The sequence below is a fragment of the Nonomuraea gerenzanensis genome (assembly GCF_020215645.1).
Classification (GTDB): Bacteria; Actinomycetota; Actinomycetes; order Streptosporangiales; family Streptosporangiaceae; genus Nonomuraea; species Nonomuraea gerenzanensis.
Map to the genome: position 1 here is coordinate 6,460,467 of NZ_CP084058.1, position 15,570 is coordinate 6,476,036.

At 73.2% G+C, this 15,570-nt stretch carries 17 protein-coding genes; 10 read left to right on the top strand and 7 right to left on the bottom strand.

Going from position 1 to position 15,570, the window contains the following annotated elements; genetic code table 11:
* Positions 1 to 20: 20 nt before the first annotated feature.
* Entirely contained in the window at positions 21 to 812 is a 792-nt protein-coding gene (locus LCN96_RS30205) for an amidohydrolase family protein (protein WP_225265808.1), read from the bottom strand.
* Between the two features lie 28 nt (positions 813 to 840).
* Entirely contained in the window at positions 841 to 2,337 is a 1,497-nt protein-coding gene (locus tag LCN96_RS30210) for a carboxylesterase/lipase family protein (protein WP_225265809.1), read from the bottom strand.
* A 122-nt stretch (positions 2,338 to 2,459) separates the two neighbouring features.
* Between LCN96_RS30210 and LCN96_RS30215 the strand changes: the two genes are divergently transcribed.
* The 7 genes from LCN96_RS30215 to LCN96_RS30245 all read left to right on the top strand — a co-directional run bounded on the left by LCN96_RS30215 (position 2,460) and on the right by LCN96_RS30245 (position 8,217).
* Positions 2,460 to 2,900: a MarR family winged helix-turn-helix transcriptional regulator gene (locus LCN96_RS30215; protein WP_225265810.1), complete on the top strand. Its 441-nt coding sequence runs from the start codon at positions 2,460 to 2,462 to the stop codon at positions 2,898 to 2,900.
* On the top strand, positions 2,890 to 4,314 hold the full coding sequence (locus LCN96_RS30220; protein ID WP_225265811.1) for an alpha-amylase family glycosyl hydrolase: 1,425 nt from the start codon (positions 2,890 to 2,892) through the stop codon (positions 4,312 to 4,314). Before LCN96_RS30215 ends, LCN96_RS30220 begins: the two co-directional genes overlap by 11 nt.
* 124 nt (positions 4,315 to 4,438) lie before the next feature.
* On the top strand, positions 4,439 to 4,708 hold the full coding sequence (locus tag LCN96_RS30225) for a hypothetical protein (RefSeq protein ID WP_225265812.1): 270 nt from the start codon (positions 4,439 to 4,441) through the stop codon (positions 4,706 to 4,708).
* Positions 4,709 to 4,874: 166 nt separating this feature from the next.
* Positions 4,875 to 5,066: a hypothetical protein gene (locus LCN96_RS30230; RefSeq protein ID WP_225265813.1), complete on the top strand. Its 192-nt coding sequence runs from the start codon at positions 4,875 to 4,877 to the stop codon at positions 5,064 to 5,066.
* Positions 5,067 to 5,142: 76 nt separating this feature from the next.
* Positions 5,143 to 6,621, top strand: a complete 1,479-nt coding sequence (locus LCN96_RS30235; protein ID WP_225265814.1) for a multicopper oxidase family protein — start codon at positions 5,143 to 5,145, stop codon at positions 6,619 to 6,621.
* A 155-nt stretch (positions 6,622 to 6,776) separates the two neighbouring features.
* On the top strand, positions 6,777 to 7,439 hold the full coding sequence (locus tag LCN96_RS30240) for a hypothetical protein (RefSeq protein ID WP_225265815.1): 663 nt from the start codon (positions 6,777 to 6,779) through the stop codon (positions 7,437 to 7,439).
* A 136-nt stretch (positions 7,440 to 7,575) separates the two neighbouring features.
* A complete protein-coding gene (locus LCN96_RS30245; protein WP_225265816.1) occupies positions 7,576 to 8,217 on the top strand; it encodes a response regulator in 642 nt (213 codons plus the stop codon).
* A 171-nt stretch (positions 8,218 to 8,388) separates the two neighbouring features.
* Here LCN96_RS30245 and LCN96_RS30250 read toward each other — a convergent pair whose 3' ends face one another.
* The 3 genes from LCN96_RS30250 to LCN96_RS30260 all read right to left on the bottom strand — a co-directional run bounded on the left by LCN96_RS30250 (position 8,389) and on the right by LCN96_RS30260 (position 11,086).
* The gene (locus LCN96_RS30250) at positions 8,389 to 9,078 is read right to left on the bottom strand and encodes a DUF899 domain-containing protein (protein ID WP_225265817.1); all 690 of its coding nucleotides are present in this window, start codon (positions 9,076 to 9,078) and stop codon (positions 8,389 to 8,391) included.
* A gap of 65 nt (positions 9,079 to 9,143) precedes the next feature.
* On the bottom strand, positions 9,144 to 10,121 hold the full coding sequence (locus LCN96_RS30255; RefSeq protein WP_225265818.1) for an LLM class flavin-dependent oxidoreductase: 978 nt from the start codon (positions 10,119 to 10,121) through the stop codon (positions 9,144 to 9,146).
* Positions 10,122 to 10,132: 11 nt separating this feature from the next.
* Complete coding sequence (locus tag LCN96_RS30260) at positions 10,133 to 11,086, bottom strand: oxidoreductase (protein WP_225265819.1); 954 nt, start codon at positions 11,084 to 11,086, stop codon at positions 10,133 to 10,135.
* A 97-nt stretch (positions 11,087 to 11,183) separates the two neighbouring features.
* Between LCN96_RS30260 and LCN96_RS30265 the strand changes: the two genes are divergently transcribed.
* The 3 genes from LCN96_RS30265 to LCN96_RS30275 all read left to right on the top strand — a co-directional run bounded on the left by LCN96_RS30265 (position 11,184) and on the right by LCN96_RS30275 (position 13,824).
* Complete coding sequence (locus LCN96_RS30265) at positions 11,184 to 11,825, top strand: TetR/AcrR family transcriptional regulator (protein ID WP_225265820.1); 642 nt, start codon at positions 11,184 to 11,186, stop codon at positions 11,823 to 11,825.
* 82 nt (positions 11,826 to 11,907) lie between these two features.
* Positions 11,908 to 12,654 carry a sulfite exporter TauE/SafE family protein gene (locus tag LCN96_RS30270; RefSeq protein WP_404823882.1) on the top strand — a complete coding sequence of 249 codons (747 nt, stop codon included), beginning with the start codon at positions 11,908 to 11,910 and terminating at the stop codon, positions 12,652 to 12,654.
* A gap of 132 nt (positions 12,655 to 12,786) precedes the next feature.
* The gene (locus tag LCN96_RS30275) at positions 12,787 to 13,824 is read left to right on the top strand and encodes a hypothetical protein (RefSeq protein WP_225265822.1); all 1,038 of its coding nucleotides are present in this window, start codon (positions 12,787 to 12,789) and stop codon (positions 13,822 to 13,824) included.
* A 180-nt stretch (positions 13,825 to 14,004) separates the two neighbouring features.
* Here the strand turns inward: LCN96_RS30275 and LCN96_RS30280 are convergent, their stop codons facing one another.
* Both LCN96_RS30280 and LCN96_RS30285 read right to left on the bottom strand, forming a co-directional pair.
* Complete coding sequence (locus LCN96_RS30280; protein ID WP_225265823.1) at positions 14,005 to 14,847, bottom strand: universal stress protein; 843 nt, start codon at positions 14,845 to 14,847, stop codon at positions 14,005 to 14,007.
* A 192-nt stretch (positions 14,848 to 15,039) separates the two neighbouring features.
* The gene (locus LCN96_RS30285) at positions 15,040 to 15,453 is read right to left on the bottom strand and encodes a VOC family protein (RefSeq protein WP_225265824.1); all 414 of its coding nucleotides are present in this window, start codon (positions 15,451 to 15,453) and stop codon (positions 15,040 to 15,042) included.
* Between the last annotated feature and the right edge of the window lie 117 nt (positions 15,454 to 15,570).

Consider the following 15,570-nt stretch of genomic DNA (forward strand, 5'->3'; position numbering starts at 1 on the left):
CGCCCCGCCCGCCGCGCCGGTCAGGCGAGCGCGCCACCGTCGTACACCATCTCACCCCCGATGACAGCGGCGCCGACGGTCAGCGAGGCGATGCGGTCGGGCGCGACCGCCAGCAGGTCGTCCGACAGCACGGCGAAGTCGGCCGGCATCCCGCGCGCCAGCCTCCCCTTACGCTCCCCGGCATGCTCAGCGTAGGCAGAGCCCACCGTGTACGCACGCAACGCCTGCTCCGCCGTGACCGCCTCCCGAGGAGCCGGCGGCGCCTCGGAGGCGGTACGCCGATTCACCATGTCGTCGATGTTCGGCAACGGACTGCCATGCGCCACGGGCGCGTCACTGCCCGGCAGAACAGCCCCGGCCTCGGTCAGGCTGCGCATGCGATAGCAGCGCTCACTCCGCTCAGGCCCCAGCGCCGCGATCAGGCCGTCACCGATCTCGGTCAGGAACCGCCCCTGCGGAACGGCGATGGCTCCGAGCGCGATCAGCCGCTTGACCTGGGCGTCCGTGGCGACCGCGAAGGGTTCGACCCGATGGCGGACATCGCGTCGCGGGTGAGCTGCCCGGGCGGCGGCGAAGGCGTCCAGCGCGCGGTCGATGGCGTCGCGGCTCGAAGACCCCAGGTCGTGCAGCACCGTGAGATGCGGCATGACCGTGGCCCTGACGTGCAGCAGTCCGCGCTCGACCGCCAGCTGGAAGGCGTGCAGATCGACCGGCCCGTGCCCGATGCCGCCCCCCGCGGCGATGCCGGGCTCGGTGAAGCTGGTCAGCCCCTCCGACGGGCCCAGGGTGTCGGCCGCGGCGATCCAGGCCACGATCGACTCGGCGCGCAGCGGGGACCGCCTACTGCAGCGGGAGCGCCTCGAAAGCGTGCCCGGCCCACAACCCCCGCGACCTCTCCTCCGGATACACCGCGACGCCCGCCTCCGCACCGATGATCCAGCTCTGCCCCCCTCGCGGCTCGTACGCCGGCCACCCCGGATCCCCCACCGCGGCGAAGGCGACCCAAGCCGCGCGAACCCGCGCCGACAGCTCGGCCGCGACCGCTGGCGGCTCCCGCCCGATGAGCAGCCCCGCCGCCCCCGCCGTCAGGTTGCCGAACGTCAGCGGCAGCCCGAGCCCGTGACAGGCACCGAGAAGCTCACCCCCCATGCCAGGAGCCGGCCAGGTCAGCTCGTACAGGTAGGCCCGCCCGTGCCTCCCCCGCGCCTCGGCCAGCCGCGCGGAAGGCATCCGGAACAGCCAGTCGGAGTGCACCAGCTCATACAGCAGCTCCGCGTCCGCCTCCGGGAAGGCGGCGCGGTAGGCGGGCGGGTCGGGGGCGAGCTCGCGCAGTGCCGCGTCCGCCTGCTCCCCCGTGACCTGGCCCAGCTCGCCCTTGATGGCCATGAACAGCCGGTACTCGTCGCGCGTGTGCCCCGCGATCAGCTCCACCCCGGGCGCGGCGCCGTCCGACAGCGCCTGCCAGGGCGTCGCGGGCAGCACCTCGCCGTCCACGACGGGCGCGAACGGCATCTGGACGAACGCGGCCCGGCCCCACCGCGAGCGGCCGGCCATCTTGTCCGCGACGGCGTCCCCCGCATCGAGCAGCCGCTCAGGCGACAGGCGGGCGAGTTGGCCCGCGACCGGGGGCAGGCCCAGCTCGCCCGCCACCGCGACGGCCAGGTCGGCGGCCAGCTCGGCGGAGAAGAACACCCCCGGCACGCTCTGCGCGATCGCCCCGCGGAACAGACCGGCCGCCGCCGGCATCGCCATCAGAGCCGCGATGCTCCCCGCGCCGGCGGACTCGCCGAACACGGTGACCCGGCCGGGGTCGCCGCCGAACGCCGCGATGTTGTCGTGCACCCAGCGCAGGGCGGCCACCTGGTCCAGGAACCCGCGGTTCGCCGGTGCGCCGTGGAAGTGACCGAAGCCCTCGGCGGAGACCCGGTAGTTGAAGGTGACGAGGACCACACCGTCGCGGGCGAGCACGCGGCCGTCGAAGAGCGGGTCGCCGGACCGCCCGTACATGTAGCCGCCGCCTTGGATCCACACCATCACCGGCAGCCGGGCCGCGCCCAGGTCGGCGGACCACACGTTGACGGTCAGCCAGTCGCCGTCGCCGCCGTCCGCGCCGGAGGTGCCCAGCAGCCTGGACTGCGGCGGCGGCGCGCCGAACGCGACGGCCTCGCGCACCCCGTCCCACGGCTCGGCCGGCACCGGCGCGGCCAGCCGCAGGTCGCCCACCGGCGGTCGCCCGAACGGGATGCCGCGGAAGACGGCCACGCCGTCCTCCATCCGCCCGCGCAGCCTTCCCGTGCTCACCCGGACCTCCGGGCCCGCCGATCCGCTGGTGCTCATGGCACGCTCCTCCGCCGGGGGTGCCTGCTCCCACAGCCAGGCGCGGTCATCTTCTCCCGGACTCCCGCGCCGCCGCACCTGGATATCGGGCCGGGCATTTAGTAAGTGATAGCGTAATAAGGATGAATCAGCAGCTCACCGCGGAGGCGGTCGCGCCGCGGCTGCGCGGCGCGGTGCTGCGGCTCGCGCGCCGGCTGCGTGTGGACCGCGACAGGTCGGCGCTGAGCAACAACAAGATCGCGGTGCTCAGCCACCTCATCCGCGCGGGTGAGAGCACTCCGTCGCGGGTCAGCAGGGACGAGCGGCAGCACCCGCAGTCGCTGACGCGGGTGTTCGCCGAGCTGGTGCAGGACGGGCTGATCGAGCGCGTCGTGGACCCGGACGACGGCCGCCGCAGCCGGCTCCGGCTCACCGGGGCGGGGCGGGCCGCGTTCGAGCACGACATGGCGCTGCGCGACAGGTGGCTGGCCGCCGCCCTCGATGGTCTCAGCCCGGCCGAGCTGCGCCTGCTCGCCGACGCCGCACGGCTTCTCGATCGGATCGGAGCACCTGGTGACGAGTGACCCGGCCGGCTCCGGCCTGCCGACTGACCCGGCCGGCTCCGGCCTGCCGGCTGACCCGACCGGCTCGGACGTGCCATCCGGATCGGCACGACTCGTGGCGGAGCGCCCGGCGAGGCCTGAGCCGGGCTGGGTCAGGAGTGCGGTCTGGTGGCGGATCTACCCGCTGGGCTTCGTCGGCGCCTTCCCCGAGCCGCCCACCGGCCCCGCCCACCCCGGCGAGCACCGGCTGCTGCGGGTGATCGACTGGCTCGACCACGCCGTGGCGCTCGGCGCGACAGGCCTCGCGCTCGGCCCCGTCTTCGCCTCCGCCAGCCACGGATACGACACCCTCGACCACTTCGCGATCGACCCGCGGCTCGGCGACGACTCCGACTTCGACCGGCTCGCCGCCGCGGCCTCGGAGCGGGGCCTGCGGCTCCAGCTCGACGGCGTGTTCAACCACGTCGGCCGCTGCCACCCCCTGGTGCAGGAGGCGCTGCGGCAGGGGCCCGGCGGCGAGGCGATGCGCTGGTTCCGCCCTGCAGTGGACGAGCGGGGACGGGCCCGGCTCGGCACGTTCGAAGGGCACGACCAGCTCGTCACGCTGAACCACGACGAACCGGCCGTGCGGGCGTACGTCGTCGAGGTCATGCGGCACTGGCTCGACCGGGGCGCCGACGCCTGGCGGCTCGACGCCGCCTACAGCGTCCCCACCGGCTTCTGGGCGGACGTCCTGCCGCAGGTGCGCCGCAGTCACCCGGACGTCTGGTTCGAGGCCGAGGTCATCCACGGCGACTACACGGCGTTCGTCGCGGAGAGCACCGCCGACACGGTCACCCAGTACGAGCTGTGGAAGGCCGTCTGGTCGAGCATCGAGGACCGCAACTTCTTCGAGCTGGACTGGACGCTCCAGCGCCACAACGCCATGCTGGACACCTTCGTGCCGGCCACCTTCGTCGGCAACCACGACGTCACCCGCATCGCCAGCCGGATCACCGACCCCCGCCACCTCCCGCACGCCATCGCCCTGCTCGCGCTGCTCGGCGGCACCCCCACCGTCTACGCCGGCGACGAGTACGGCCTGCGCGCCGTCAAGGAGGAACGAGCGGGCGGCGACGACGCGATCAGGCCCGAGTTCCCGCCCCGCCCGCCTTCCGCGACCGGGATCCTCCACCTCCACCGGCGGCTCCTCGCGCTGCGCCGCCGCCACCCGTGGCTGCACCGTGCGCGCAGCCGCGCCCAGGTGCTGCGGAACCGGCAGTACGTGATCACCCTCGAAGCGGGCGGCAGGGCGCTCGACCTCGCCCTCAACCTCGACGACGGTGAACTCCCCCTCGCTCCCGGGTCCGTGCTGCTGGACGGCGACGCCTCCTCACGTGTGCTCACCGGGGCAGTCGCCCCGCACGGATGGGCGATCAGCCGTCCCGGCGGGTGACGGAGGGGGCGGTGTGGCGTAACGTCGGTTCATGGGTGAGAAGCAGGGGGCCACAGAGGCGGCGCACGTCCGGCAAGACCTGCCCGAGGCCGGGCTGCCCGCCCGCCCATCCCCGGGCTGAGCCGTGTCGCGCTACTTCGAGGCCCCGGGCGGCCTCCGGATCCAGCCGGTGGACGTCGTTCCCGGCAGCCCGCACTGGATCTTCGTCCGCATGATCGCGCCTGACGTCCAGCCGGGTGAGGTGTGGTACCTCGTGACCCGGCGCGGCGCGGCCGTGGGCCGGCTGCCGGGCTACTACCAGTTGCACGAGCTGACCGACCTGCTGGAGACGCTCGGCCTGAGCCTCGCCGACCTCCGGGAGACGGGCGGTGGCGCGGAGACCGGCACCGCGTGACCCCGCCGCCCGCGCCGGGGCCGCCGCTGACGCTGCTGGCACCCCACTGTCGCGGCTGTTTCGGGCACCCCGACACCCCCGGGCCCCACGCCTATCCCAGCACCGACCGCACCCCCGAGACCTGCTGTCCCGCTGCGCGCCGGCGTGGCCGGCGCTCGCCACGGCCGTGCCGATCCTGCTGCCGGCGGCCGGGGAGCGTCCGCGCCACGGGCTGGGCGAGTTGCTCGGGGTCGCCGTGCGGGCCGCGGGCCTGGCGAGGGCGCGGGAGGCGGTGCCCGGGCCGGCGGAGCTCGCGGGGCGCAAGGGGCCGAGCCTGGTCGTTCACGAGGCCCGTCGCCTGCACAGCGCGATCTCGTAGGGCGCCACCATGGCCTCATCGCCATGTGTCATAGATTGGTCACCTGGCGTGAAGACGTGCCACACGGGAGGAGACCATGGCGATCGCTCGCCGGGACGTGCTCAGGCTGGGCGGCGCGGCCCTGCTGACCGGAGGGGCGGGCGCGGCACTCGGCGCCTGCGGCTCCACGGCCACCTCCACGTTCGCGCTGCCCGGCAGGGCCGACCACGTGCTGCGGATCGGGACCGGCCTGGTCGAGCTGGCACCCGACACGGTCGTGTCCACCACGACCTACAACGGCCGGTTCCCCGGCCCGCTGCTGCGGCTCACCGAGGGCCGCCCCGTCGTGGTGGACGTGCACAACGACACCGACACCCCCGAGCAGCTGCACTGGCACGGCCAGATCGTGCCCGTGGACGTCGACGGCTCGGCCGAGGAGGGCACCCCGTACATCCCGGCCCACGGCATGCGGCGCCTGTCGTTCACCCCGGGCCCGGCGGGTTTCCGCTTCTACCACACCCACCTGGTGCCGCGCGACGACCTGTCGAAGGGCCAGTACAGCGGCCAGGTGGGGCCCGTCTACATCGAGCCCAGGGCCGACCTCGGCGCGTACGACCAGGAGGTGTTCCTGGTGCTGAAGGAGTTCCAGCCCGCCTTCAGCAGCGGCGGCGACATGGCGGCCGACTTCCTGGCCGGCGCGCCGGTGCCCGAGCTGCGGCGCAGGGGCGAGCAGGCGATGGCCGCGTCGCTGCGGCGCGGCATGCCGCACGGCTTCGAGGTCGGCTACAGCCTCTTCAGCGTCAACGGCCGCATGCTGGGCCACGGCGAGCCGATCAAGGTTAGGGCAGGGCAGCGGGTGCTGTTCCACGTGCTCAACGGCAGCGCCACCGAGATCCGCAGCCTGGCCCTGCCCGGGCACTCCTTCCGGGTCGTCGCGCTCGACGGGAACCCGGTGCCGCGGCCGGCCGAGGTGCCGGTGTTGTGGCTGGGCACCGCAGAACGCGTCTCGGCGATCGTGGAGATGAACCGTCCCGGCGTGTGGGTGCTGGGCGACCTGTCGGACGACGACCGGGGAGCCGGGATGGGCACGGTGGTCGAGTACGCCGGGCGCACGGGCTCCCCGCGGTGGCGCGCGCCCGCCGCGTTCCGCTGGGACTACCGGGCCTTCGCCCGGCCCGGCGCCTCCGCCGTACGGCCCGATGAGGTGATCGACCTGCTGGTGGAGAAGCGCAACGCCGCCGACGAGGGGTTCAACGTCTGGACGATGAACGGCACCGCGTTCTCCATGCGCGCCAACGGACCGGTCCTGCCGATCGAGCGCGGCAAGCGCTACCGGGTGCGCCTGCGCAACGCCACCGACGACGTGCATCCCGTGCACCTGCACCGTCACACGTTCGAGATCGCCCACGTCGCAGGCACGCCCGTCCACGGCCTGCTCAAGGACGTGGTCATGCTCGGCGGCTACCAGCGCCTCGACTTCGACTTCACCGCCGACCAGCCGGGGCTGTCGCTGTTCCACTGCCATCAGCAGCTGCACATGGACTACGGGTTCATGTTGCTGCTGCGCTGTTCCTGATCTTCGGTGGGTACGAGCGGGGGCGCATGATCGCCGCACGCTACTCCCCTCGCGGTAGGCGGCGGATCGTCCGTCCGCCGGATGTCCCCGCATACCCTCCCAGGGCATCGTGGACCTCGGCCGGGAAGTCCGTTCCGAGGGATTGGGGTGAGGTCATGCTGCTGATCGAGGTCTTCGTGCCCGCGGGAGCCCTGCGTGCGGACGAGCGTCAGGCGCTGGGGCGCCTGCTCATCGACACGCTGATGTCCGAGGACGACAGCCACGCCATCGAGATCATCGACGCCGAGCGGCTGATCACGCAGGTGCTCGTGCACGAGCCCGCCACCTGGGTGCTCGGTCAGCGGCCGGCCGCCGATCCGGCGGATCCGCCGCGTTATCTGGTACGGGTCACGGTCCCGGCGTCGTGGCGCAGGGAGATGTGCGAGGAGGTGGTCACCATGGTCACCGACGCCCTGGCCGAGACCGAGCGGCAGGCCGGTCGCGATCCGGGGCGGGTGCGGCGCGAACCGCACGCGGTGGTCCTCGTCGAAGGGGTCAGCGAGGGTGGCATCGGGATCCATGGCAAGGCCATGAGCACCTTGGAGCTGACCGAGCTCATCTCCCGCCCCTACCGGGACCGTACCGCCGGCCAGGAGGCGCCGGCCGGGGCGGCGGGCAAGCTGATCGACCCGATCTGCGGCATGAGCGTGGAACCTGACTCGCCGATCACCCTCGTGCACGAAGGCACCTTGTACGGTTTCTGCCACGGTCTGTGCCGCCGGGCCTTCGCGGACGAGCACGGCCTGACGCCCGCCGGGGAGCACCCTCCGACCGCCTGAACGGGCGGGCGTGCAGCGCCTGACGCGGCGGGAGAGCACGGCCTGACGGGTGGGCGGGCACGGCGGGACCTTCGGCCGGCCGCTTGGGGGACTTTGGTCCTACCGTGCAGGTCAGCGCCTCGGTAGCGTCAGCGGCATGATTCGGGTGTTCCTGCTCGACGACCACGAGGTCGTCCGCCGTGGCGTCGCCGCCCTGCTCGACTCCGAGGACGACATCGAGGTGATCGGCGAGGCGGGCACCGCCGAATCCGCCATCGCGCGCATCCCCGCACTCGTGCCGGACGTGGCGGTGCTGGACGTGCGGCTGCCCGACGGCAACGGCGTGGACGTCTGCCGCGAGGTGCGCTCACGGGTGCCGGGCCTGGCGTGCCTGATGCTGACCTCGTTCGCCGACGACGACGCCCTGTTCGACGCCGTGATGGCCGGAGCCTCAGGCTACGTGCTCAAGCAGATCCACGGCTCCGACCTGGTGGGCGCCGTGCGCACGGTCGCCTCCGGCCAGTCGCTGCTCGACCCGCAGACCACCGCCGCCATGCTCCAGCGGCTGCGCGACCAGGCCGCCAGGAAGGACCCCCTCGCCGCGCTCACCGACCAGGAACGGCAGATCCTCGACCTCATCGGTGAGGGGCTGACGAACCGGCAGATCGGCGAGCGCATGTTCCTGGCCGAGAAGACGGTCAAGAACTACGTCTCCAACCTGCTGTCCAAACTCGACATGCAGCGCCGCACCCAGGCCGCCGCCCTGGCCGCCCGATTGCGGGCCGGCCGTGAGGCGTGACCCCGGGCGCGCGGGCGCAGCTCTCCCCTGGCGTCCGCAGCAGCCGGTCGGCCTCGGCGCCGGCTCGGCCCGCGCCGGTGCGGCGTGGATCAGCCGGCGGCGCGGCTCGATGTACTGCTCGCGGTAGGTGGCCGGCAGCGACGCCGGTGTGGCGCCGCGTTCCCGCCGTCGCTAGGCGGAGTCCGGGCCGTAGAGCTCGGCGATGGTCTTGGAGCCGGCCCATCCGCTGTAGGTGGGCGACTTCGGCCAGCCCTCGGGCGAGTCCTGCCACTCCTCCTGCCGCCCGTACGGCAGCACGTCGATCAGCGGGAAGGTGTGGCTGAGCTGCTCGGTGCCCCGGCCGTTGGTGTGCCAGGTGCGGTACACGGTCTCACCGTCGCGCAGGAACACGTTGACGGCGAAGCCGCCGCCGGGAGGGGCGCCGACGTCCGCGCCGAACGGGCTGTTCGCGGTGGAGTACCAGGTCATCTCGTTGCCGACGCGGCGCTTGTAGGCGAGCGCCTCGTCGATGGGGCCCTGGGTGACGATGACGAACCGGGCGTCGTAGTTGTCCAGGAAGTGCAGCCGGGTGAACTGCGAGGTGAAGCCGGTGCAGCCCCCGCACTGCCACTCCTCGCCCGGGAACCACATGTGGTTGTAGACGATGAGCTGTCTCTTGCCCTCGAAGACGTCGGCGAGCCGGACGGGGCCGTTCTCGCCCTCCAGGGTGTAGTCCGGCATCCGGACCATGGGCAGGCGGCGGCGCTGGGCGGCGATGGCGTCGAGCTCCCTGGTCGCGGCCTTCTCCCTGGCGCGCAGCGCGTCGAGCTCGCGCTGCCAGGTGTCGGTGTCGACGACGGGCGGTAGTGCGTTCGCGCTCATGATCCCTCACTGGTTCGTTCGGAGCGTGCACGTGCGCAGGGATAGACCTCGCCCGGCCGCGGAACTCATCGCAGCTGCGGCATGACCTTCTCGCCGAACAGCCGGATCGCGGCGAGCACCTCGTCGCGTGGCAGGCCGCCGATGTCGATCAGCACCAGGTGCGCGTCCAGGCCCAGCAGCTTGCGCTGCGCGTTGAGCCGGTCGGCGACCTCGCTGGGGTCGCCGCAGATCGCCGCGCCCTCCATCAGCGCGTCGATGTCGATCGCCCGGCCGTCGCCCCGCCACGGGCTGGCGAACGAGGCGTACGCCTCCAGGTAGGGCCGCCACCGCTCCCGGGCACCGCGCTCGGCGACGAACACGTGGCTGGGCAGCGCCACCCGGCCCGGCCCGTACCGCCGGTAGCCGGCCACCACGTCCACGTAGACGCCGGGGTCGCGCAGGGTGCTGGGCAGCATGAGCGGCAGGCCCAGCTCGGCGGCGAAGTCGGCGGAGGCCGCCGAGCCGCTGCCGACCCACAACGTCGGGTGGGGCCGCTGGATGGGGCGGGGCGTGGTGGTCACGTTCGCCAGCGGGCTGCGGAACGTGCCGCGCCAGGTGACGTCCTCCTCCTGCAACAGCTTCAGCAGCAGGCGCAGGTACTCGTGTAACCGGGGCCGCAGGTCGGACGCGGTGATGCCGAAGGCGACGTCGGTCTCCTTGGACACGCCTCTGGCCACGATCAGCTCGGCCCGCCCGCCGGACAGCACGTCGAGGGTGGCGAGCTCCTCGGCGACGCGTACGGGGTCGTGGTGGGCCAGCAGCGTGACACCGGTGGACAGCCGCAGCCTGGACGTGCGGGCGGCGATGGTGGCGAGCAGCAGCTCAGGCGCGGAGATGATGTAACGGGTGAAGTGGTGCTCACCGACGGCGACGCCGGTGAACCCGGCCTCCTCGGCCGCGACGGCCTGCTCGACGATGGCTCGGATGCGCTCTGGCTCGGAAGGTGCTCGTCCGGTACGTGGATCCGGCAGATGATCCCCCAGGATCAGCAGGTAGACCTCCACAGATCTGGACTCTACCCGCCGATCGTCCGGTGCCGGCGGGACGAGCCTGCCGCGGGCAGGTCGTAGGTGACGCCGGTGCGGCGTTCGGACAGCCGCCACAGATCCGCGGCGGTCGCGGCGTCGCGGATGGCGCGCTCCCGCGTCCTGCGGGTCGGCTCGCCCCGCAGTTGCAGCGGGCCGTCGGGGACGATGTAGCTGCCGCCGGGCAGATCCGGCACGGTCGCCGCGTACAGGGAGGTCCGCGCCCCCTCCGAGACCGGGCGGAAGGCCACCCGGATCAGCAGCCGGACGAGGGTCGCGTACAGCCGTCCCCTGCTGCTGTTGGCGCCGCCGGTGAGCACGCCGGTGCGGGTGAGGCCGGGCGCGACGGCCATGCTGCGCAGCCGCAGCCCGGCGGCGTCGGCGCGGCGCTGCAACTCCACGGCGAAGTAGAGGTTGGCGCGCTTGGACTGCACGTACGCGAACGCCGCCCGGTAACCGCGCTCGGCGTCGAGGTTGCCCAGGTCGAAGCGGGCGAACCGCTGCCCCTCGCTGCTCACGGTGACCACGCGGGGATCGAGCGCGGCCAGCAGGTGCGGCAGCAGCAGGCCGGTCAGCGCGAACGTGCCCAGATGGTTGACGCCGAACTGCGACTCGAACCCGTCGGCCGTCCTGGCGTAGGGCACCATCGCCACCCCCGCGTTGTTCACCAGCAGGTCGAGCCGGTCGTGCCGCCAGCCGGCGGCGAACTCCCTGATCGAGGCGAGGCTGCCGAGATCCACCCGGCCCAGCTCGAGCCGCGCGCCGGGCACCTCGTCCCGCATGCGGGCCAGGGCTGCCCCGCCGCGTCCCGGGTCGCGGCAGGCCAGCACGACGTGGGCGCCGTGGCGGGCCAGCTCGCGGGCGGTGACGTAGCCGATGCCGCTGTTGGCGCCGGTCACCATCGCGATGCGGCCGGTCTGGTCGGGGATGGCGGGGTTGCGCATGATGGGCCACCTAGGAGATCGGGAACGTATCGCAACTTCGTGTTGCGATAGCCTGATCGTGCCATCCGTATCCGACATATCGCAACTCGGAGTTGCAATGCAGCCTGATCCTTCCCCGTCCCCTGCCTCTGGCAGGCCGCCGGTCGGGCGCGGCGCCAAGGTGCGCGCCGCCGTCCATGCCGCCACCCTCGCCGAGCTCGTGGACAGGGGCTACGCCGAGCTGACCGTGGAGCACGTCGCCCAGCGCGCCGGGGTGCACAAGACGACGGTGTACCGGCGGTGGAAGGACCGGGAGAGCCTGATCACCGACGCGCTGGCCGAGCACATGGCGATGGACATCCCCGTCCCCGACACCGGCGCGATCGAGACCGACCTGCGGGCGCTGGCGCGCTCACTCGTCCAGACGTTCACCAGCCCCACCGGGCAGGCCCTCCTCGCCGCCATGTTCACCGACGCGGCCCGCCTGCCCGAGATCGCGGCGGCCCGGCGGCAGGTGTTCGACGACCGGCTCGCCAGGGCGGAGCCGGTGGTGGCGCGTGCCGTCTCACGGGGTGAGCTGCCTCGGGACACCGATCCCGGCGAAGTGCTGAAGACCCTGGCCGCGCCGATCTACCTGCGCCTGCTCGTCACCGGCGACCCGGTGGACGAGGCCACCGCCGACCGGGCCGCTCTCGTCACGCTGGCCGCCGCCCGCGCCGGCGCCTGCGGGCGATCGCTCCCGCCCGCGGCCACGCCATGATCTGCTCCGGCGCGGCGGACGGGACGCGCGCGGTGCTGCCATGAGCTGGTGGCAAGGTCTCCTAGGTTTCACGTCGGGCCTGGTGATCGCCATCGTGACCGCCCCCGTCGGCGTCTCGGGCGCCGTGTTCCTGCTGCCCGTCCAGCTCAGCGTGCTCGGCGTGCCGAGCCCGGCCGTGACCCCCACCAACCTGCTCTACAACGTCGTGGCCACCCCGGGCGCACTCCTGCGCTACCTGGGGCGCGGCCAGCTCGGCGGCCCGCTGACCCGGCTGCTGGTGGCCGGGACCCTGCCGGGCGTGGTCGCCGGCGCGCTCGTGCGCGTCTTCCTGCTCCCCGGCCCGCAGGTGTTCCGCCTCCTGGTCGCCGGCTTGCTCCTGCCGCTGGGCCTGTGGCTGTGGGTACGCACGCTGCGCCCGCCCCGCCGTCCCGGCACCGTGGTCGACCCCGCCCCGCGTGCGGTCGTCGTACTGGGGTTCTGTGTGGGCGTCGCGGGCGGGATCTACGGCATCGGCGGCGGGTCGCTGCTGGGGCCGATCCTGGCCGGTCGCGGGCTGCCGGTCGCCAGGGTGGCGCCCGCCGCGCTCGCCTCGACGTTCCTCACCTCGATCGCCGGGGCGCTCACCTACGCCGTCCTGGCGCTGAGCGCTCCCGGCGACATCGCGCCCGAGTGGGCGCTGGGGCTGGCGTGCGGGGCCGGCGGGCTGATCGGCGGGTACGCGGGCGCGCACCTGCAGCCGCGCCTGCCCGAGCGCGGGCTGCGGCTGCTGCTGGGCGGCCTGGCCGTCGCGCTGGCCCTCCTCTACGCCGCCCAGGCGCTCAGCGGCTGAGCCGCGCGCACATGCCGTACAAGGGGCGATACCGGTCGTGCGGGCCCGTTCCCGGGACAGGGCCCGCGGAGATCCCGTACGGTGGCGCGTTGACGATCGGCCAAGCCCGCCAGCCTTCCGGAGCCCTGATTCATGCGAACCGCCGCGGCGATCCTCTCCTTCGTCCTCGCCATCGCCCTTCTGCCCGTCCGGTCTGCCGCCGCCACCCAGACCGCCGCCCCGGCACTGCCAGGAGGGAAGAGCACGTTCGTGGTCTCGCAGGGCCACCTCAAGGCCGCGTCCCGGCAGAACTGGGTGCGTCTCGGCAGCTACCGCTTCGCCGCGAACGGCACGGTCAGCGCCTCCATGTACCTGTGGTGGCAGCGCCGTCCCGAGGCCAGGCAGCGCACCGGGATGGTGCCCGACCAGGGCTGCACCACCAAGGCGGGCGGCTCGGCCACGCGCGCCCGCACCTGCCGGGTGCTCACCGCGGGCGGCTTCACCGGCGCCCCGGACGAGAGCCGCGCGGGGACGTACACGATGGCGGGCGACGTCCTGACCATCCGCTGGAAGATCGCCCAGACGTGGACGGAGCAGTGGAACGTGCGCCGCTCCCCCGACGGCAAGCTGGCCCGCCTCGATCTCAGGCGGAGCACCCTCGCCACGCACGGGTACGGCTACGGCAGCAACGCCGCGATCGGCACCCGGCGCGCGATGAGCTCGGTCAAGGCGTTCCCGGGCTCGCTCAGGCAGGATCTGACGAGCTGGGCCGGCGGCAAGCTCGTCACCTCCGGCAACCAGCCGTTCAGCCACTCCGCCTTCCGTGCCTGCGCCACCACGACCTCGTGCCTGACGTACCTGCAGCCGTCCTCGCGCGGCGCCTGCCAGAAGTCGGGCGGCTGCCCCCGCTACGGCGGCGGGACGAAGGCCGGCGTCAGCTCCATCCAGTACTACCTGACGAAGATCTCCGACTCCGACCGCCGCGACACGATGTGGCACTGGTGCACCTGCCTGGCGATGGAGCGCCGCGAGTTCTGCTACACCGGCAACTCCCACGTCAAGCCGCTCATGCAGATCGTCGACGACGACGGCGCGTTCCGCGGCTGGGTGGGCGCCGAGGCGTCCTTCTCGACGGGGGCGTCGCGGGCGGCGGACATGCTGGCGGTGTTCCGCCTCACGGACTTCCGCTGAACGGGCGGCTCACGTGGTCCTGCACGTCCCGCGGTGGAATCCGGTCACCGTGGCGCCCTCGGCCATGAGGCCGCCCAGCCCGAACACGGCGTCCCTCGCCACCAACGGCAGGCGTGTCACCCGCCGGGCCGCTGATCCGGCGTGCGAAGGCACCGGCGACGCAGGAGGCAGGGGCGCGGGTCAGGCGCGGACCACGGCCACCGGGCAGCGGGCGTGGTGCAACACGTTCCTGCTGACCGAGCCGAGCAGCGCCGACCCCAGCGCGCCCCGCCCGTGCGAGCCCACCACCAGCAGGCCGGCCTGCTCGGCCGCCTCGGTGAGCGCGTCCACGGGATGCGCGGGCCGCACGTCCTCCGTCACGTTCACCTGCGGGTAGTCGCGGCTGAACGTCTTCAGCCGGTCGCGGACGACCTGGAGGCTCGCGGCCCGTACCTCGTCGAGGTCGTAGGGGATCTCGGGCGCGTACGCGTGCACCGGCAACTGCCAGGCGTGCACGGCCCGCAGCGGCGCGCCGCGTAGTCTCGCCTGCTCGAACGCGTAGGCCAGCGCGGGCTCGCACTCCGGCGAGTCGTCCACCCCCACCACGATCTCCCCGTCGGCGGACAGCTGCTCGCCGCGCACCACCACGACGGGGCAGTGCACGTGCCCGGCCAGGTGCATGCTCACCGAGCCCAGCAGCGCGCCCGCGAACCCGCCGAGCCCGCGGCTGCCCACCACCAGCTCGCTCGCGCCACCGGCCTGCGCGGGCAGCATCTCGGCGGGCCGGCCCGTCACCAGCTCGGTGGTGACCTCGGCAGCCGGCTGACGCTCGACGGCGAGCGCCTCGGCCTCGCCGAGCACCTGCTCCCCCGCGCGCAGCAGCGAGTCAGGGAGGGTGGCGTCGGGGCGTTTGCCCACCTGGTACCAGGAGGTGTCCACGACGTGCACGATCCGGAGCGGCACGTGCCTGCGCGCGGCGTCGCCGGCGGCCCACTCCACGGCGGCTCGCGACGCCACGGATCCATCGACTCCTACGATGATCACGATTTGCCTCCTTTGTCACCTCCTATCGCACCATGCTCATACCCGTCCGCGGCAGGGTCCGAGGCCCCCGTTCCCCAGGGCCCAACGGCCCTGCCCGCCCGGCCCCGGATGTCGCGTGACTCGGCGCCGGCACGATCCCGCACCGGCGCCGAGCTGCTACCGCTACCCCTACTCGGCCACTCGGCTACTCGGCTACTCGGCGTAGGGCTGGTCCGTGCCCCGGGCGCTGTAGCCGAGGCTCCAGATGTACCCGTCCGGGTCCGCGAACGTGCCACCGTAACCGCCCCACGGCAGGGCGCCGGCGGGCTTCAGCACCGTGGCGCCCGCCTTCTCGGCCTCCGCCATGACCTCGTCGACCCGCGCCTCACTGCGGACGACGTAGGTGAGCACGAGCCCGCTGAACCCGCTGCCCTCCGCGCTCGTGCCCACCTGTTCGGCCAGGCCCTCGCGGCGGTAGAAGCCGACGGGCGAGGCTCCGTCCGATTCGAAGAACACCGAGATGCCCCAGTCGTTCTTGACCGTCCAGCCGAGCCCTTCGGTGTAGAACCGCTTGGCCCGCTCCATGTCGCGGACGCCGAGCAGGATCGAGCTGACGTGAGCTTTCATGCCATGTCTCCCTATATATGTACGTAGCGGGGTGAGACACCCGGGATGTGCCCGGAAGTCACATCGGCGCAAGTTCGCCGGTCAATAAGTAATGACCGGCGATACGGAGGAATGTGA